Annotated in this window: 12 protein-coding genes; 7 read left to right on the forward strand and 5 right to left on the reverse strand. The window is 67.2% G+C overall.

Annotation, left to right across the window (positions count from 1 at the left end; translation table 11 throughout):
• Window positions 1-27 precede the first annotated feature (27 nt).
• Together WC729_RS05810 and WC729_RS05815 are read left to right on the forward strand one after the other, a co-directional pair.
• Window positions 28-1251, forward strand: coding sequence for a hypothetical protein (locus WC729_RS05810; protein WP_372850462.1), 1224 nt, complete (start codon window positions 28-30; stop codon window positions 1249-1251).
• Window positions 1252-1314: 63 nt separating this feature from the next.
• Window positions 1315-1662: a hypothetical protein gene (locus WC729_RS05815; RefSeq protein ID WP_372850464.1), complete on the forward strand. Its 348-nt coding sequence runs from the start codon at window positions 1315-1317 to the stop codon at window positions 1660-1662.
• Here the strand turns inward: WC729_RS05815 and WC729_RS05820 are convergent.
• The 3 genes from WC729_RS05820 to WC729_RS05830 form a co-directional block, all read right to left on the reverse strand.
• Window positions 1659-4370, reverse strand: coding sequence for a PAS domain S-box protein (locus tag WC729_RS05820; protein WP_372850466.1), 2712 nt, complete (start codon window positions 4368-4370; stop codon window positions 1659-1661). The two genes, WC729_RS05815 and WC729_RS05820, sit on opposite strands and share 4 nt — an antisense overlap.
• Window positions 4371-4377: 7 nt before the next feature.
• Window positions 4378-5865 (reverse strand): ATPase domain-containing protein, encoded by a 1488-nt coding sequence (locus WC729_RS05825; protein ID WP_372850468.1) that lies wholly within the window; start codon window positions 5863-5865, stop codon window positions 4378-4380.
• Window positions 5866-5971: 106 nt separating this feature from the next.
• Window positions 5972-6763, reverse strand: a complete 792-nt coding sequence (locus tag WC729_RS05830; protein WP_372850470.1) for an esterase/lipase family protein — start codon at window positions 6761-6763, stop codon at window positions 5972-5974.
• A 250-nt stretch (window positions 6764-7013) separates the two neighbouring features.
• On the opposite strand from WC729_RS05830, the gene WC729_RS05835 reads away from it, so the two are divergent.
• Complete coding sequence (locus tag WC729_RS05835) at window positions 7014-7247, forward strand: hypothetical protein (RefSeq protein ID WP_372850472.1); 234 nt, start codon at window positions 7014-7016, stop codon at window positions 7245-7247.
• A 25-nt stretch (window positions 7248-7272) separates the two neighbouring features.
• On the opposite strand, the gene WC729_RS05840 is transcribed toward WC729_RS05835, so the two are convergent.
• Window positions 7273-9198 carry a PAS domain S-box protein gene (locus WC729_RS05840; protein ID WP_372850474.1) on the reverse strand — a complete coding sequence of 642 codons (1926 nt, stop codon included), beginning with the start codon at window positions 9196-9198 and terminating at the stop codon, window positions 7273-7275.
• A 124-nt stretch (window positions 9199-9322) separates the two neighbouring features.
• Between WC729_RS05840 and WC729_RS05845 the strand changes: the two genes are divergently transcribed.
• Window positions 9323-10009: a Crp/Fnr family transcriptional regulator gene (locus tag WC729_RS05845; RefSeq protein ID WP_372850476.1), complete on the forward strand. Its 687-nt coding sequence runs from the start codon at window positions 9323-9325 to the stop codon at window positions 10007-10009.
• A gap of 6 nt (window positions 10010-10015) precedes the next feature.
• Here the strand turns inward: WC729_RS05845 and WC729_RS05850 are convergent, their stop codons facing one another.
• Entirely contained in the window at window positions 10016-11596 is a 1581-nt protein-coding gene (locus WC729_RS05850) for a tetratricopeptide repeat-containing protein (RefSeq protein WP_372850478.1), read from the reverse strand.
• 559 nt (window positions 11597-12155) lie between these two features.
• Between WC729_RS05850 and WC729_RS05855 the strand changes: the two genes are divergently transcribed.
• The 3 genes from WC729_RS05855 to WC729_RS05865 all read left to right on the forward strand — a co-directional run bounded on the left by WC729_RS05855 (window position 12156) and on the right by WC729_RS05865 (window position 19338).
• Window positions 12156-14720 (forward strand): PAS domain S-box protein, encoded by a 2565-nt coding sequence (locus WC729_RS05855; RefSeq protein WP_372850479.1) that lies wholly within the window; start codon window positions 12156-12158, stop codon window positions 14718-14720.
• A 222-nt stretch (window positions 14721-14942) separates the two neighbouring features.
• Entirely contained in the window at window positions 14943-16148 is a 1206-nt protein-coding gene (locus WC729_RS05860; RefSeq protein ID WP_372850481.1) for an efflux RND transporter periplasmic adaptor subunit, read from the forward strand.
• A 4-nt stretch (window positions 16149-16152) separates the two neighbouring features.
• Complete coding sequence (locus WC729_RS05865) at window positions 16153-19338, forward strand: efflux RND transporter permease subunit (protein WP_372850483.1); 3186 nt, start codon at window positions 16153-16155, stop codon at window positions 19336-19338.
• Window positions 19339-19457: the final 119 nt, after the last annotated feature.

Below are 19457 nucleotides of genomic sequence, written 5' to 3' on the forward strand. Positions count from 1 at the left end.
GCCGGCACAATCAAGGAGAGGTCTGCCATGAGGTACGTCGCCATACGGTCCGTTCTTTGTCTTGCCCTGATCGGCGCGACGCCGGCCGCGGCCCTGGCGCAGAAGCCGCCGGCACCGGCGGCGCCCAAGATCTCCAAGGAAGCCCGGCCGGCATTGGCCGACGCGCAGGCAGCGATCAAGAAAGGCGATTTCGCCACGGCCGCCGCCAAGCTGACTCAAGCCGACGGGCTGGCGCAAAGCAACGACGACCGTTTCATGATCGGATCGCTCCGGCTCGATCTGGGCAAGGCGCAGAACGACGTCAATATCCAGGCGCAGGGCATCGAGGCCGTGCTCGCCAGCGGGTTCCTGCCGGCCGCCAATGTGGTGCCCTTCAACCTCGCGGCCGGGCAGATCGCCTATAACAACAAGGATATGGCGAAGGCGGACAAATATCTGACCGCCGCCATCGCCGCGGGCGCCAGCGACGCGAACGTCTATGCGCTGCTGATGGAAGCGAAGATTGCCCAGAAGAAGCCGGACGAAGCCGTCACGGTCCTGGAGCAGGCCGCCGCCGCGAAGCCCGGTGGCGTGCCCGTGCCCGACGACTGGTATGCCCGCGCGTTCGGCATCGCCTATCAGGCGAAACTGGGGTCAGGGGTCGAGCGAGCCGGCCGGGCGCGGGTCGCCGCCTATCCCAGCGCGAGTCATTGGCGCGATGCGCTGATCGGCTTTCGCGACACGAACGATATCGACACCCAATATGTCGTCGATCTGATGCGCCTGTTGCGCGCTGCCAAGGCGATGAAGGGCCAGGGCGACTATCTGTCCTATGTCGAGAACACCTATCAGAAGTTGCCCGGCGAGGCCTCGGCCGTGCTGGCCGAAGGCATCAAGAGCGGCGATATCGTGCTGGCGACCAACATGACCGCGCGTGAGTTCAACGATGTGGTCAAGGCCAAGATCGCGAGCGACCGCGCGAGCCTGCCCGCCGGCGCGGCGCAAGCCAAGGGACCCAGCGGCACCGGAACGGTCGCCCTGGCGATGGCCGATGCCTATTTCGGTTATGCCGACTATGCCCCGGCGATCGAGCTGTACAAGGTCGCGCTGGCCAAGGGCGGCGTCGACGCCAATATCGTCAACACGAGGATGGGCGCGGCGCTGGCGCTGAGTGGCCAGGGCGACGCCGCCAAGCAGGTGTTCGCCGCCGTCAGCGGGCCGCGGGCGGCGCTGGCGAAATATTGGATCGTCTGGATCGACCAGCCCAAATAAGGCCGGCAACCGGAGCGGATGCGACGCGTTGATGGGCATTGCCGTCTACGCGAAAGGCCAGTCATGACGCATCAACGCCCGCTCCCCGACGCAGCCGTCCCGCCCTATCCGCTGCATCCCGAGGCCCATGACGAGACGCGGGAGCCCGCCTTCTTCACCATGGGCACGCACCATGAGGAGGATGACGAACGGGCGCACTACACCTTCGCCGAGCGTTTCTCGCTGTCCGACGCCCTGTCGACCAACACGATTGCGATCGGGGCGGCGATCGGTCTGGGCGTCGCGGCGATCGCGGGCGCACTGCTCTATGGCCGGAGGAAAGCGGAAGCGCCCCCTGCCCGCCCCGCCCGTCGCCAGGCATCACGCACCGCGAAGCCGCGCGCGACCCGAGCGAAGCGCGCCAGCGCCTAGGGCGCCGGGTCGAACACCGTTTCCAGTCCCTGCTCCATGGGTGCCTCGAGCATTGATCGTACCCGAGCGGCGAGTGCTTCGATCGCGAAGGGCTTGGTGATGATCGCGGTGCCGGGCTGGAGAAAGCCCGGCGCGAGCGCGGCATTCTCCGCATAGCCGGTCATGTACAGGACCTTGAGATCCGGGCGGAGCTCCCGCCCGGCATCGGCGATCTGCCGGCCGTTGAGCCCCGGCAGACCGATATCGGTGACGAGCAGGTCGATTCGGCCACGCGCCCGCAGCTTTTCCAGGCCCTCGGGTCCGTCGCCGGCCTCGATCGCACGGTAGCCAAGCTCGGTCAGGACCTCGACGATCAGCCCGCGCACGACCGGTTCGTCCTCGACCACCAGCACCACCTCCTCGGTACCCGCCGGCGCCGTGCGATCCTCGCTTGCGGGCGCGGGGTCATCGACCGCCATCGCACCGACATGGCGGGGCAGGCACAGGCTGATGCTGGTGCCGACACCCGGCTCGCTCTCGATCGTGGCATGACCCTCGGACTGGCGGGCGAAACCGTAGATCATCGACAGGCCCAGGCCGGTGCCCTGGCCGAGCGGCTTGGTGGTGAAGAAGGGCTCGAACGCGCGGGCGATGGTGTCCGCGTCCATGCCGCTGCCGGTGTCGGTCACGCGGATGCAGACATATTGGCCCGGTTCCAGATCCCGGTGTCGTGCCGCGGACGTCCGGTCGAAATCCGTGTTCGAGGTCTCGATCGTCAGCCGGCCGCCATCGGGCATCGCGTCGCGCGCGTTGATGACGAGGTTGAGGATCGCGTTCTCGAGCTGGTTGTGGTCGCACAGGGTCAGCCACAGATCGTCGACCAGGACCAGATCGAGATCGATCTGCTCGCCGAGCGTGCGGCGCATCAGATCCTCCATCGAGGCGATCAGCGGATTGGCGTCGACCGGCCGGGGATCGAGCGGCTGGCGCCGGGAGAAAGCCAGTAGCCGGTGCGTGAGCGCGGCAGCGCGATTGGCGGCATTGGCCGCGCCGTCGAGAAAACGATCGACCCCGTCGAGCCGCCCGGCATCGAGGCGGCGCTGGACGATCTCCAGGCTGCCGGTGATGCCCTGCAGCAGATTGTTGAAATCATGCGCGATACCGCCGGTGAGCTGACCCACCGCCTCCATCTTCTGCGACTGGCGGAGTACCGCCTCGGTCTCGGCAAGCGCGTCCGCTGCTTCGCGTTCGGCAGTCACGTCGCGGCCGAAGCTGTAGAGCGTGCCGCCGTCGGCCACGGTGATCCAGGCGAGGCGGCGGCGGCTGCCGTCCTTGTTCATATAGATGCGCTCGACCTCGAGCAGCGGCGCGCCGGCGGCCAGCTCGGCCAGTGCGGCCTGGCTGCTGGGCAATTCGTCGGGCGCGACGAAATCGGTGATCTTGCGACCAATCGTCTCTTCCGCGCTCCAGCCCAGCACCTTGGTCCAGGACGGGTTCACCGCATGAACCTCACCGGAGATGGACAGGACGAGCTTCACCACCGGCGAGAGATTCCAGATCCGCTCCCGGTCGCGCGCCAGGTTCCGTTCCTCGGTGATGTCGCGGCCGACCGCATGGACCCGCCCCGCATCCGGCACCGCCGTCCAGTCGAGCAGGCGATAGCCGCCCTGTTTGCGCGCGTAGCGGTTCTCGAAGGCCAGGGTGGTGGCACCCGCCGACAGCGTCGCGAACTGCCTCGCGGTCGTGGCAACATCGTCGGCGTGGAGGAAGTCGACGATGTTGTGGCCGACCATCTCCTCCTCACGCCAGCCGAGCAGGCGCATCGCGGACGGGTTCACCGCAGTGACGACACCGTCGAAATCGCACACCAGCATGAGATCCTGCGACAGCATCCACAGGCGATCGCGATCGCGCTGGCTTTCGGCCTCGGACAGTTTCTGCTCGTGGATGTCGGTGTTGGTGCCGATCCAGCGCAGGATCGTGCCGTCATCGGCGCGGATCGGCAGCGCCCGAACCAGATGCCAGCGATATTCGCCATCGGCTCGGCGGATCCTGAATTCGGTTTCGTAGTCGGTGCCCGAAGCGACGGAAGATGCCCACAATGCGGCAGCGTCCGGCAGGTCGTCGACATGGACGATGGTCGCCCAGCCATCCCCCGCAAGCGCCGCTTGCCTCAGACCGCTATAGTCGAGCGTCCGCTGGTTGAACCAGTCGAGCTTGCCGTCCGGCGGCGCGGTCCAGACATGGTTGGCCATTGCCTGGGCAAAGGCGCGAAACTGCGCTTCGCTGGCATTGATCGCGGCGAGCCGCGTCCGCGCCTCATATTGACGCAGCCGCGCCCGGACCGCCGATTTGGCCAGGCTGATCAGCGTGGTCGGATGGAATGGTCGTTCAAGGAAGGTGACGTTGCCGAGCGTCTCGAGCAGGCGCACGGCGGCCGGGTTGCGCTCCAGCCCGCCCCCGCGCTGGGTAAGCAGGATGAAGGGGAAGTCGGACCATTCCTCCTGCTCCTTCAGGAAAGCATCGAGCGGATGGAGATCAGCGCCACGCAGGCTCTCTTCAGTGACGAGCGCAAAGCCGGCCCCGGCGCGAAGCGCCTCCACCAGGGCAGGAAGGTCGACCGCCGGCACGGCATCGATCCCCGCCTCGCGCAACATGCCCGCGGCAATCGCCGCGTCCCGGCCATGCGGGGCGAGGACGATCGCGCGCTGGGCCGATGTGCGATTCACGCGGACGTCATTCGGTAGCGAACGCGTTGGCATCGTGCGGCGTGGACCCGATCAACGTCGGCACGCCGCGGAGCACGCCCTGGAATTCGGTCAATGGCTTGCCCAGCGTGATGCCGTCGCCGCTGATCCGGAATTCGCGAATGGTATCCTCATGGGCGCCCGTACGCTTCTTCACGATGGAGATCGCGCGGCGGACGCGCCCGGCTGCCTCGAAATAGCGCAGCAGGATCACGGTATCGGCCAGATAGGTCACGTCGACCGGCGCCTTCATGTCGCCGACCAGGCCATGCTGGGCGACGGTCAGGAAGGTCGTCGCACCCTGGCGATTCAGATATTGCAGCAGCTCGTGCATGTGCAGGATCAGCGCCTGCTCCTCGGGCATGGCCGCCTGATAACCGTTGACGCTGTCGATCACGACGGTGCGCGCCTTGTGATTCTCGACACAGGTGCGCACGCGCTCGGAGAATTCGCCCGGGGTCAGCTCGGCCGCATCGACCTGCTCGAGCGTCAGCGATCCGCTGGCGACCATCGCTTCGAGATCGATGCCGAGCGCCTTTGCCCGGGAGGTGAGCAAGCCCATCTCTTCGTCGAAGATGAACATCGCGGCATGCTCGCCCCGCGCTATCGCATCGGCGACGAAGGTCAGGGTCAGCAACGACTTGCCGGTACCGGCCGGACCGATGATCAGGGTGCTCGATCCGCGCTCGAAGCCGCCGCCCAGCAGCGCGTTCAGCGCCCCCTGCCGGGTGGCCACCAGATCGCGGCTGAAACTGTTCTTGTGCTCGGCCGAAACGAGCCGCGGGAAAGCCCGTACGCCACCCGTTTCGATCACGAAGTCGTGATAGCCGCCACGGAACCGCTGGCCGCGATATTTGACCACGCGCAGGCGGCGGCGTTCCGCGCCGTAATTGGGGGACAGCTCTTCCAGCCGGATCACGCCGTGCGCGACACTGTGCACTGTCTTGTCGAGCATTTCGGTGGTCAGATCGTCAAGCATCAGGATGGTCGTGCCGTGGCGCGAGAAATAATGCTTCAGCGCGAGAATCTGGCGGCGATAGCGTAGCGAACTCTGCGCGAGCAGGCGAATCTCGGACAGGCTGTCGAGCACGACACGGTCGGGCCTCACGCGCTCGAACGCTTCGAAAATGCGCCTGGTCGTCTCGCCCAGCTCGAGATCGGAGGAATAGAGCAGGCTCTGCTGCTGATCCTCGTCGAGCAGGCTCTCGGGCGGCACCAGCTCGAACACGCCGATGGCGTCGTCGAACACCCAGCCATGGGATGCCGCGCTTTCGCGCAGCTCCTCCTCGGTTTCGGAGAGGGTGATGTACAGGCAGCGTTCGCCGGCGGCCGCACCGGCCATCAGGAACTGGCTGGCGATCGTCGTCTTACCCGTGCCCGGGCTGCCCTCGAGAAGATAGAGGCGACCGCGGGTGAAGCCGCCCGCGGTGATGTCATCGAGCCCGGCAACACCGGTTTCGGCCTTTTTGGTGTTCATTTCGGCTCCATTGTTCGCCGCGCCGGACCAGCACGCAAGCGCCGATAAAGACCGGGCTTAGGCGGTACCGAAGTGCGGCGCCTTAACATCGAGGCAGTTCGGGGAATCAGGCCGGGAGACCCCGGGGCAGATCGCCACGCGCAAAGACCGGCCGAGGCTCCGGCGGTGCCATCACCTCGTCCGGGCAGCAGCGTGCAATCGCATCCAGCACTGCCATGAGCGCCCCGCCGTCGGACGGATAGGCGAGATGCGAACAGCTTGTCTCGATCCGGTAATCGGCCTCTCCGGCCGCACCGCGCGCGGCGGAGACGGGGATGACGCCGTCGCAGCGCGACCAGATCGCGGCGGTCGGCACCGGCGGTTTCTCCGACAGGGTACACTCGATCGGCGGCGCGCTGACACGGTGGCCGGCGATCCATTCATAGACGCGCGCCAGCATCGTCGCGCTGAGATCGCCCGAGAACGGACTGCCGAGGGTGATGACGGCGCGGACGCGGTGCGGCGCGACCTTGGCATATTCGCGCGCGATCAGCCCGCCGAAGCTCCAGCCGAGCAGGATGACGGGGCGGTCGTCGCGGCGCTGCAACTGATCGATCCGCGCATCGAGCCGATCGAACAGATCCGCCGAGGCGCCCTTGTTGCGCCCGAGGCCCCAGCGATAGGCACGGTAGCCGGCATAGCGCAGCGCCATACGCATCGGCCGCATCGCGGCATCGGTCGCGAACAGCCCCGGCAGCAACAGGATACGCGGTCCGCCCCGGTTGGCGAGGCGCCGCCGCAGCGTCCTGCCCGCGGGAACCAGGCTCCAGGCGAGGAACCAGCATTCGCGAAGGATATGCACGGCAGTGTCGGGAAGGGACTTGCGGTCGGCCAGGCAGTCGCATTCGGTTGCGGTCATCAGAGTCGAACGATTCTTCCCGGCGGAAGTTTCAAAACGGGTCAGACGACGCGTTTGGCGCATTTTCGTCTCCTAACGGTACCATTCCACCGTCTTTGGCTTTCCATATCGAGCATGGCTCTGTTAGGGGGCGGACGATCACCGGTGTGGCAGAGGTTCGAACGCGCCCGCTGCCGGAGCGATCTTCAATTTCCGTCGGGAACCAGTGGGACGCAGCCTCGTTGCGCCCCTTGATAGTTTGGGGGACCGTATGACCGATCTGACTAATGATCTGCCTGAACAGGTGGTCACGACGCAGGAGAATGACGCGGTGCCGGTGTTGATCACCTTCGCGCTGCTCTTCCTGCTTTCCGCGGCCGTGTGGTTCGTGCTGGACCGGATCCGGGCAGACGAGGTTCGCACCGAGCTGTCCCAACGCGCCCCCCATAGCCAGACCGCGTCAGCGACTCGCGTCCAGCCGAGCAAGGTCGCGGCCGCGGAATGACGGGGCCGCGGCGCACCCTGCGCCGCTAGGGAATGGCCGTCGCTTCCCGCAACCGCATCGCCTCGCGTACCGCGCGCGCAAGCTGCTCGTCGCGGAACGGCTTGTTGAGCCTGACCCCCATGGCCTCCGCTCCGGCGGGGATCTCCGCATAGCCCGAAACGATCAGGACCGGCATGGATGCGGGAAGCGCGGCCGCAAGGTCGGCGCCTGTCATCACCGGCATGGCGTAATCGGTCACGACCAGGTCGACCGCCTCCCGGTCGAGCATTGCCAGCGCCTCTCGCGCTGACGTCGCCTGCAGCACGCGGTGGCCCATGTCCTCGAGCATCGCAGCGGTGTTCATCAGGACGAGGGCATCGTCGTCCACCGTGAGCACCACCAGCGGCTCCATCTCTATCTGGGGCACCACCGCCGGGCTGTGGGAATCCTCACCGGCAGCCGCCTTCGAGATCGGCAGCCACAGCTCTGCCTTGGTGCCCTTGCCCGGACGGCTCTTCAGGATCAGCCGGCCACCGCATTGTTCGGCGAACCCATGGACCATCGACAGGCCCAGGCCGGTGCCCTTGCCGATACCCTTGGTGGTGAAGAACGGCTCCATCGCGCGCGCCAGGGTCGCCTTGTCCATGCCCTGGCCGCGATCGATCACCGACAGGCGGACATAGTCGCCCGGCTCCAGCTCGGCGCCGCGCCCGATCCGCTTCTCCCTGCCTTCGATGGTCACCCGCCCGCCTTCGGGCATCGCGTCGCGGGCGTTGACCACCAGATTCATCACCGCCAGCTCGAGCTGGGAGGGATCGGCATGGACGGGCGCGAGGCGGAGCGGAAATTCCGTGTCGATGCTGATCCCAGCGCCGATCGTCCGCTGGACAAGCTCTGCCATGCCGCGCACCAGATCGCCGACATCGACCGTTTCGAGCTTCAACTCCTGCCGCCGCGCGAAGGAAAGCATGCGCTGCGTCAGGGTCGCGCCGCGTTCCGCCGCGCTCATCGCGTTGTCGAGGAAACGGCTGATGTCGACACCTTCGCCCATGCGTCGTCGAGCGAGATCGAGGCTGCCGATGATCACCGCGAGCAGATTGTTGAAATCATGCGCGACGCCGCCGGTGAGCTTGCCGATCGCATCCATCTTTTGCGACTGGAAGAATGCCTCCTGTGCGATATCCAGCGCCTGTTGCGCTTCGCGGCGCTCGGTCAGGTCGCGCGTGATCTTGGCGAAGCCGAGCAGCTTGCCCGCCGGATCGCGCACCGGATCGATCACGACCGACGCCCAGAAGCGCGTGCCGTCCTTGCGCACGCGCCAGCCCTCCGCCTCGAACCGGCCCGCGCGCGCCGCGGTGTCGAGCGCGGTTTCGGGCAGGCCGATCTTGCGGTCCTCCTCCGTGTAGAAGCGCGAGAAATGCTCGCCGACGATCTCGTCCGCGGTATAGCCCTTGAAGCGTTGCGCGCCCGCGTTCCAGCTCACGATCACACCGGTCGGATCCAGCATATAGATCGCATAATCGGTCACGCACTGGACGAGCAGGCGGAACCGTTCCTCGCTGCTGCGCAGGGCCTCCTCCGCCTTCCGCCGCTCGCTGAGATCGCGCGTCACCTTGGCGAAGCCGATGAAGCTGCCGTCGGTATCGCGGATCGGATCGATCACGACATTGGCCCAGAAGCGGGTGCCGTCCTTGCGCACTCGCCAGCCCTCTGCCTCGAATCGGCCCTCGTTCAGGGCGGTTTCGAGCGCGCGGGCGGGCATGCCGGCCTGGCGATCCTCCTTCGTGTAGAAGCGGGAGAAATGGTCGCCGATGATCTCGTCCGCCCGGTAGCCCTTGAAGCGTTCCGCGCCGGCATTCCAGCTGATCACCACGCCGGCCGGATCGAGCATGTAGATCGCATAGTCGGTGACGCTCTGGACGAGCAGTTCGAACCTGCTCGTCTGCTGCGTTCCGTTCTCTGCGCTTTTCATTATTCCCCCGCCGCCCCTTCGGCGGATGCCCAAGGAGAAGGAAACCAGCGGCCGGCCGGATTGTTCCTGCGATGGCGCGCGTTCCCGATTGCCAAGGCCGCCCGCTTCGGCTCCAATCGGCGCCTTGCCTGGGGGGAAGCGCGGGGTGCAGCAGGACGAGGCCCGGATGTTCGTCAGCGCGGTGTTCGCCTGCCCGGCGGACGTGGCCGAGCAGGTGACGCATCGCGGGCGGTTGCGCTCCTTCGCGCGGGCCGCGATCATCCTGCGCCAGGGCGACTGGCTGACTTTGACCTTCCTGTTGCTGGTCGGGCGGGCTCATGCGCTGCTCTATGCCGCCGAAGGGCAGATGGTGCTGCTGCACGAATTCGGCCCCGGCGACCTGTTCGGCGCGCTGGGCGAAGCCGAAGCGGCGCGGCAGGATGCCGATGTCGTGGCAATCGACGATGTTCGGACGCTGACGCTCGACGCCGGCGATCTTGCGCTCCTCGCCCAGCAATATGGTTGTATCGGGCTGGCGCTGTCGCGGATGCTGCTGCAGCGGCTGCGGCGCACGACCGAGCGTATGTACGAACGCACCGCGCTGTCGGCGGTCGGGCGCGTCCATGCCGAGCTGTTGCGCCAGGCACGCGGCGGCGATGCGATGACCATTCGCCCGGCGCCGGTGATCGCCGATCTTGCGCTGCGCGTCGCGACCACGCGGGAGACGGCGTCGCGCACCGTCAACGCGCTGGAGCGGCGCGGCATCATCCGCCGCGACGGCGACTGCCTGACCGTGGTCGCGCCGGGACGGCTGGAGGAAATGATCCTGTGACGGGCATCATCGCTGCGGCTTGAGCGCGAAGAGGCCGATCGGCGGCGCATCGATAGCCGAGCCAAGCTCCCCGACGAATTCCGGGCGAAAGGCTTCGGGCGCCGCCACGGCGAGCGCCGCCGCGAAATCCTCGGTGACGCACGCGGTGCCGGCAGGGGCCGACGCCGCGGCCGCCCGCGCCAGATCGAGCGCCCGGCCGGCCAGCCGCACCGATCCGGCAAAGGGGTCATGCACCCGTTCGGCGATGCCATATTGGCCGCCGACGCTCCCCGCCGCGCCGGTCAGGATCGCGGCCGCGCGCGCTGCGCGCGCGACATCGTCATAAGCGAGAACGATGTCGTCGCCGGTGAAGCTCGGCGCCACGTCCGGTGCGGGGCATTGCTCCAGCGCTGCCTTCAGCGCGTCGAGCCCGGCCTGCCGATCTTCCCGCGCGACACGGATCGCCAGCACGGCGGCGCGATGCCGGGGGGCGATGCTTTCGGCATCCGCCGGCACGTCGATATGCTCGCGCGGGGCGTGGAGGATGGTCTGGCGGCGACCCGCGCGGGACCAGGCATCGCGGGACCGAGCCGATGCGCCATCGGCGCCGCTGGCATCGTCGGGCATGACGAGCAATTGCACCGCTTCGCTCGCCAGCAGCCGCGCGTTGATCAGCGCCCCGCCCATGGCGATTTCGTCGGCCAGCGCGATCATCGTCTCGTCCGGGCGCCCCTCGGCAGGCTCGACTGTCCGCACCGTCTCGGCCGCGGCAAGCGCGGCGTCGAAGCGGCGGCGCCATGCCGGCCCATGCGGATCGACCGACACCGAGGCAAAGCCCTCCACTGTGCCGGGCAGGACAATGTGCAGCGCGGCGCCGCAATCGATCAGTGCCTCCGCGACGATGATGTCGGCGCCCGCGGCAAGGGCGCCATAACCGAAGCCGACGCGTTCCAGTTCGAGCACCGCAGCAATGTCGCGCGACAGGTCCGTCGGCGCCGGATCGGCGCAGAACGCCATGTGGCCGCCGAAATGGAGCGAGCGCGGCGGGCGATAGGCATTCAGCCAGGCGTCGCCCCGGCCCTGCGCCCCGAGGATGATCGCAAACTGGCGGAGCGTCGATGCATGGTCCTCCCATGCCCGCGGCGCGAGCGCCACGCCTTCGGCCAGCGCCGCCTGCGCGTCGTCCTCCCGGCCGAGCAGGAGCAGCGCCTCGGCCCGGGTCGCCGCGCGGTAATAGGGGGTCTCGGGCTCGTCGGGATGCGCCGCGATGCGGGTGAGCGCCTCTCCGGCGAGCAGGCGCGCGCTATCCCCCGCCCCGCACAGCAGCGACAAGGTCGCGGCATTGATCAGCGGATAGGTCCCCCCGCCCGCCTCTGCCGCCTGGCGATAGGCCTGGGCCGCATCGTCAAAGAGCCTCAGCCGGGCCGCGCCCTCGGCCTGCAATGCCATGTCCTTGAGCAGCCGGCCCTTGACCGCCAGTGCCGCCGGGTCGGCCGCGACATCCAGTCCGCCGTACAGCGCCCAGGCACGATCGAGCGCACCCGCGCGCGCATGGGCGATGACCGACAGCAATTGCGCACGGTTGGGCACGCCTTCCGGATTCGTCATGGACCTACACTGCTACCCGCTACCTGATCGTCATCTCGCCGCATTCGCTATCGCCATGGTTGCAGGAGCGCGCGTGATCGCGGTCACGCCGAGCCCCTGTGCGCGACTCTCCCTCATGCCATCATGCTCCCCGGGCCATGCGCTCCCACGCTTATGCTGACAGAAGGTCCGGGCAAGTCCCAAATCGAGATACAACCGATTCAGACCCATCCGCCGTCTCCGGGTGGAATCCGGGCGCGATGCCTAATCGGCGCTTCATTATCTTTAGGTGAGTCGGCGGGGGAATCGCTCGTCTATGCCGTTTGCGAGGAACAACCATATTGGTTCCGGTGATCCCGTCGCCAGGGTTTGCCAAGCTCGCCTGAACCCTTGATCCGTGTTAATCTCCCGGCTGACTTTGCCGGGTACAGGAGGTGCGAAAGGGTTGAAACAACAATCACATGCACGTCCAGGGCACGATGGGTCCACGGAACGGAAGATTGTTCTCATCCTTATCGTCGCGGCCGGTCTGTTCAGCGGCGTACCTTTTGCCGGATGGGTGTTCGACGCGCCATCGCTCATGAGTTTCGGGGTCAGCGGCTATCCGATGTGGCCGCTGTCGGCGGTCGGCTATATCTTTCTCTCCGCCGGTTTCTGGGCGACGATCGCCCGGCATCGCATGGCCCCTTTCCTGCTCGCCGTCCCGATCCTGATCGCGGCGTGCGTGCTGGCGGAGAATATCGCGGGCATTTCCCCCGGTATCGACCTGCTGCTCTTTCCCGAAGAGGTCGGCCGGTTCGGCGGGAATGATCCCGGGCGTCCGGTCGCGAACTCGGTCGCGACCTTCGGTTTTCTCGGGCTCGCCCTGCTGGCCGCCGGGCGGCGGCGCGGCCAGGCCTGGGCCGAGCTCGCCAATCTGTTCGCCTCGGCGGCTTTCTGCTTCGGCGTTACCTCAGCCCTGTTGCTGTTGTTCGTCAGGGCCGGCGACGAGATGGCGATCCTGCGGATGTTCGTCGCACCGCTGCCCGGCAGTCTGATCACTGTCGCGCTCTCCACTGCGTTCCTGTTGTGGCGGCCCGATGCGGGCTGGACGGTGCTGCTCTCGCCGGGGCGTACGCGTGGCCCCCTTTACTGGCTGATCCTGCCGCTCGTCATCGCATTGCCGATCATGCCCACCCTCGCCGCGCGCTGGGGCGCCGGCAGCGGGCCGGTCGCGCTGCCCGAAACCGAGCTGCTGGCGATGCTGGGCAATGTCGCGATCCTCGGCTTCCTGCTCTGGCTGTCGGCCGATCGGTTCCGGCGCCAGCAGGAGGAACTCAACGAAGTCACGCTGGCGCTCGATGTCGCGGCGATCGCGCTGACCCGGCCCGATGGCGAGATCACCTATTGGTCGCACGGGTGCGAGCAGCTCTATGGCTGGCCGGCGGCTGAGGCGATCGGCCGCAAGAAATATGCGTTGCTGCATTCACGCCATGGGGAGGGCGGCCCGGCCGAACCGCCCCAGCCCACCGGCTCGGCCGAGCGCGAGCTGATCGAGCGGCGGTGCGACGGCACCGAGATCAGCGTGGTGGAGCGCACCGAGGTTCACGAGCGCCCCGACAAGGAGCCGCTGTACGTTGTCAAGATGCTCGACATCTCCCAGCGGGTCCGCACCGAGAGTGCGTTGCGGCTGAGCGAGGCGCGGCTCGCAGCGGCCGCCGATGCCCACAAGATCAGCGTGTCGCACTGGGACGTGGCGACCGGGCGACTGGAATTGTCCCCAGGCTCCGAGCAGCGGCTGGGGTTTCCCGAGGGCGGCCTTTCGACGTTCGACCAATGGTTCGCCGCCGTCGAGCCGGAGGACGGACGCGAAGTGATGGCGATCCTGGCGGCGGCCGCGGCCAAACGCGACAAACACATCTCCTATACCTATCGCTTCCGGCAACCCGATGGGCAGATCCGCACGATCGAAGGCTCGTCGACCTGCCATTATGATGCGGACGGCACGCTGAAGACGCTGATCGGCACGCATGTCGACGTGACCGAGCGCAACGAGCGCGAGGCCACCTCGCAGCTCCAGTCGATCATCGAGACGATCCCCGACGCGACGGTCGTGATCGATTCCAGGGGCATCATCCGCAGCTTCAGCCCCGCCGCCGAGCGGATGTTCGATATCGGCGCGGCGAGCGCGATCGGCCGCAATGTGAGCTTCCTGATGCCAAAGGCGATCGCGGCCGGGCATGATGCGTCGCTGGAACGCTATCTGGAGACCGGCGAGCGCCATGTGATCGGCAGCACCCGCGAGCTCACCGCGCGCCGCGCCGACGGGACATTGTTCCCGGTGGAGCTCAACATCGGCGAGGCCTGGCTCGGCAAGGAACGCATCTTCACCGGCGTGATCCGCGACGTCTCCGACCGGCTGGCCGCCGAACAGCGGATGAGCGACCTGAATTCGGAGCTCGCGCACATCTCCCGCCAGAGCGCGATGAGCGAGCTGGCCGCGGACCTGGCGCATGAGCTGAACCAGCCGCTCAGCGCGACCGCCAATTTCCTGGCCACCGCGCGCATCCTGATCCAGCGCGGCGAGGACGGCGGGCGCGTCGCCGAGCTGCTCAAGCTGGGCGAGGAACAGACGCTGCGATCGGGCGAGATCATCCGGCGCCTGCGCGACTTCCTCGCCAAGCGCGAGGGCGAGATGCGCGTGGAATCGCTCGAGGTGGTGGTGCGGGAAGCAGTCGAACTGGTGCTGTTCGGCACTGCGCAGTTCGACATCCAGCTGAGCTATGCGCTCGAGCCCGAGACCGACACGATCTTCGCCGATCGCATCCAGATCCAGCAGGTGCTGGTCAATCTGTTGCGCAACGCAGTGGATGCGCTGCGCGGCCAGGCCGAGGGCAAACGCGAGATCGTCATCGGATCGCGCCTCGCCGATGACATGGTCGAAATCTCGGTCTGCGATACCGGTCCCGGCCTGCCCAAGGAACTGACCGACCGGCTCTATTCGCGCTTCGCCACGACCAAGGGCGGGGCGGCGATGGGCATCGGGCTGTCGATCTCGCGGCGGATCGTCGAAGCGCATGGGGGCACGCTCACCGCCGCCAACCGGCCGGGGGGCGGCGCGGTGTTCAGCTTCACCGTGCCGGCGCTCGGCGAGCTGGACGAATAGCCAGATACGGGACCATGGGTGGCAGCAACAAAGTGGAAAGAAAGTTCCGCTTTTGCCTGAATATGTTAGCGGTAAAACGACACCAAAACCGGCCGGATCGGTCTTGCAAACGGCTCGCAACGTTCGCACTTGCACCATGAATATATGCCGGGCGCGAGACCCAGGATCATGTCGGGGATGCTCGGAAAAAGAAAGCTGGCCGCTAAAGGGGATGAGCCAACGATGCCGATTGTCTTTCGCTGGCCTGCCGCCTCCCTGATCACGCTCGCGGCGCTGGCCCTGTCTGCCTGCTCGGGCAGCGGCAAGCCGCCCCCGCCGCCCGCCCCGCAGGTAACCGTCGCCGTGCCGTTGCAGCGCGACGTGGTCGACTGGGACGAATATGTCGGCCGGTTCGAAGCGATCCAGGACGTCGAGCTCCGCCCGCGCGTGTCGGGCACGATCGACCGCGTGCTGTTCACCAACGGCCAGCGCGTCCGCGCGGGCCAGCCGCTGTTCACGATCGACCCCCGGCCGTACGCCGCCGCGCTCGGCCAGGCGCAGGCGCAGGTCGCCAAGGCCAATGCCGCGCTGATCAACGCCCGTTCCGAGCTTGCCCGCGCCGACAAGCTGCTCGCCGCCCAGGCGATCAGCAAGGAGGAATATGAGACGAAGCAGGCCAATGTGCGCAGCGCCGCGGCCGATCTCGCGGCGGGGCAGGCCAATGTCAGCAACGCGCGGCTGAACCTCGGTTTCACCACCGTCCGGTCGCCGATCACCGGCCTGGTTTCCGACCGCCGCGTGTCGAAGGGCAATTTCGCGACCGAGGGCACGACGGTGCTGACCCGCGTCGTCTCGACCGATCCGATCTGGTTCTCGTTCGAAGGCGCCGAGAGCTTCTACCTCAAATATCTCCGCCAGGACCGCAAGGGCGAGCGCGGATCGTCGCGCGACACGGCCAACCCGGTCCAGGTCCAGCTCGCCGACGAAAGCGGCTATCGCTGGCACGGGCGGATGGAGTTCGTCGACAATGCGATCGACACCAATTCGGGCACGATCCGCGCGCATGCGGTGATCGCCAATCCGGACGGTTTCCTGACCCCCGGCATGTTCGGCCGCGCCCGCCTGCTCGGCTCGGGCACCTATCATGCGATGCTCGTCCCCGACGAGGCGATCATCACCGACCAGACCCGCAAGCTCGTTTATGTCGTCGGCAAGGACGGCAAGGCATCGCCGCGGCCGGTCGAGACCGGCCCACAGGTCGAGGGCCTGCGCGTCATCAAGACCGGTCTCGCCCCGACCGAGCTGGTGGTGATCGAAGGCATCACCAACCTGCAACCCGGATCCCCGGTGCAGGCGAAGAAGGTCACGATGCGGCCCAAGGCGGCCAACACATCGCCCACCTCGCAACCCGACTCGGCGCCGCCGGCGTCCGAAGCGACGGCGAACTGACCCCGTGAAATTCCCCCATTTCTTCATCGAGCGGCCGATCTTCGCGGCCGTGCTGTCGATCCTGATCGTGGTGTTCGGGCTGGTCGCCTATCCCGGCCTGCCCGTCGCGCAATATCCCGAGATCGCGCCGCCGACCGTGGTGGTGACCGCCAATTATCCCGGCGCCACCGCCGAGACCCTCGCCGAAACCGTCGCCGCGCCGCTCGAGGAATCGATCAACGGCGTCGAGAACATGCTCTACATGTCCTCGTCGGCAACGGGCGACGGGTCGCTCGCGATCACCGTCACCTTCAAGCAGGGCGTCAATGTCGACCAGGCGCAGGTGCTGGTGCAGAACCGCGTCTCCACCGCCGAGCCGCGCCTGCCCGCCGAGGTCCGCCAGATCGGCGTCACCGTCGCGAAAAACTCCCCCGACATCCTGATGGTGATCGCGCTGACCTCGCCCGACGGGTCGCTGCCGCAGCAATATGTCTCCAACTATGCGACGACGCAGATCATCGACCGCATGGCGCGCATCCCCGGCGTCGGCGGCGTGCGCGCGTTCGGCGGCCGCGATTATAATATGCGCATCTGGATCGATCCGGACCGCGCCGCCTCGCGCAACCTGACCGTCGACGAGATCGTCGCGGCGATCCGCGCGCAGAATGCCCAGGTCGCGGTCGGATCGGTCGGCCAGCCGCCGTTCAACCGCGGCGGCACTGCCTTCCAGCTCGGCATCCAGGCTACCGGCCGGCTCACCACCCCCGAGCAGTTCGGCGAGATCATCGTCAAGCGCGACGACCAGGGACGGATGACGCGCCTGCGCGACGTCGCCCGCGTGCAGATCGGCGCGCAGGATTACGGGATCAACGCCTTCCTGTCGGGCAAGCCGATGATCGGCATCGCCATCACCCAGCTGCCCGGATCCAACGCGTTGACCACCGCCGAGGCAGTCAAGGCCGACATCGCGGAAGCCGCGAAAAGCTTCCCGCCGGGAATGACGTACAGCATCCCCTACAACCCGACCGACTATATCGAGGCGTCGATCGAGGCAGTGTACCACACGCTGATGGAGGCGATCGTCCTGGTCGCGCTGGTCGTGCTGCTGTTCCTGCAAAGCTGGCGCGCGACGATCATCCCGCTGATCGCGGTGCCGGTGGCGCTGATCGGATCGCTGGCGATGCTGGCGGCCTTCGGTTTCAGCCTCAACAACCTCTCGCTGTTCGGCATGGTGCTCGCGGTGGGCATCGTCGTCGACGATGCGATCGTCGTCGTCGAGAATATCGAACGGCTGATGGAGGAAAAGGGCCTGTCGCCGCGCGATGCCGCGCACGAGACGATGGACGAAGTGTCGGGCGCGCTGATCGCGATCTCGCTGGTGCTGTGCGGCGTGTTCATCCCGACCAGCTTCATCCCCGGCATCTCGGGCGAGTTCTACAAGCAGTTCGCGCTGACCATCGTGTCGGCGGCGGTCATCTCCGCCTTCGTCTCGCTGACGCTGTCGCCGGCGCTCGCCGCGATCGTGCTGAAGCACAAGCATGAGAGCGAGCCCCGGCCCGGCCCGCTCGGCTGGCCCGCGCGGTTCGCGCGCGGCTTCAACCGCGGCTTCAACAAGGTCGGCGAGCGCTTCGGCAAGTTCACCGCGCGCGCCGTCCGCGCGCTGGCGCTGGTCGGCATCGTCTATATCGGGCTGATCGCGCTGGCCGGCTGGCGCTTCACCGCGACCCCCACCGGTTTCATTCCCGCGCAGGACCAGGGGTATCTGATCGCGGTCATCCAATTGCCGCCGGGATCCTCGCTGCAGCGCACGACCGAGATCATGAACCGGGCGGGGCAGATCGCCCGCGCCAACAAGGCGACCGAGGCGACCGTCGCCTTTGCCGGCCTGGACGGCGCGACCTTCTCCACCGCGCCCAATGCCGGCGCGATGTTCATCCCGCTGAAGCCGCATGCCGACCGCGCCAATGCCGATGTGATCGCCAACGAGATGCGCAAGGCGTTCGGATCGATCAACGGTGGCAACATCCTGGTCGTGCCGCCACCGCCCGTCCGCGGGATCGGCACCGGCGGCGGCTGGAAGATGCTGATCGAGGACCGCAGCAATCTGGGGCTCAAGGCGCTCGAGGGCGCGGCCTTTGCGATGATGATGAAGGCGAACCAGACGCCGGGCATCACCAGCGCCTTCACCACCTTCAACACGCGCACGCCGCGCCTGTTCGCCGATGTCGACCGCGAACGCGCCGAGCAGCTCGGCGTGCCGGTGGAGAATGTCTTCTCGACGCTCGGCACCTATCTCGGCTCGACCTATGTCAACGACTTCAACTTCCTCGGCCGCACCTATCGCGTGACTGCGCAGGCGGATGCGCCGTACCGCGACGAGGTCTCCGATGTCGGGCATCTGCGCACGCGATCGGCGGCGGGCGAGATGGTGCCGCTCGATGCAGTGATGACCCTGAAGAACGACAGCGGGCCGTACCGGGTGGTGCGCTACAATCTCTATCCGTCGGCGGAATTCCAGGGGGACACCGTGCGCGGCTTCTCCTCGGGGCAGTCGCTGAAGACGATGGCGAAGCTGGCGGAAGAGACCCTGCCCAAGGGCATGCGCTTCGAATGGACCGAGCTGGCGTTGCAGCAACAGGCGGCGGGCAATACCGCCGGCCTGGTGTTCGGGCTGGCGGTGCTGTTCGTGTTCCTGCTGCTCGCGGCGAATTACGAAAGCCTGGTGCTGCCGCTGGCGGTCATCCTGATCGTGCCGATGTGCCTGCTCGCTGCGATCCTGGGCGTGAACCTGATGGGCGGGGACAACAATATCCTCACCCAGATCGGGCTGGTCGTGCTGATCGGGCTGGCGGCGAAGAACGCGATCCTGATCGTCGAGTTCGCGCGGCAGAACGAGGAAGCGGGCATGGAGATGCACGCCGCCGCGGAGCATGCCGCCGAGCAGCGCCTGCGCCCGATCGTGATGACCTCGATCGCGTTCATCCTCGGCGTGCTGCCGCTGGTGATCGGGTCCGGTCCGGGCGCCGAGATGCGCCAGGCGCTGGGCGTGGCGGTGTTCTTCGGGATGATCGGCGTGACCACCTTCGGCCTGCTGTTCACGCCGAGCTTCTATGTGATCAGCCGCAAGCTGGGCGACTGGGTATCGAGCAAGATTCCGCGGAAGAAGACGCCTGAGACGCCGCATGCCGAGCCTGCGGGAGAGCCGGCATGATGCGGGCTCGCCTTTTCTCTTTCCGCCTCCCCGGCGAAGCAGGGCTATCGCATCTGATGCAGTGCACAGTCGAGAAGGTGGAGAAAGGGGTTCGCGCGGAGGCGCAGAGGCGCAGAGAT

It is taken from the genome of Sphingomonas sp. (assembly GCF_041661825.1).
GTDB lineage: Bacteria > Pseudomonadota > Alphaproteobacteria > Sphingomonadales > Sphingomonadaceae > Sphingomonas.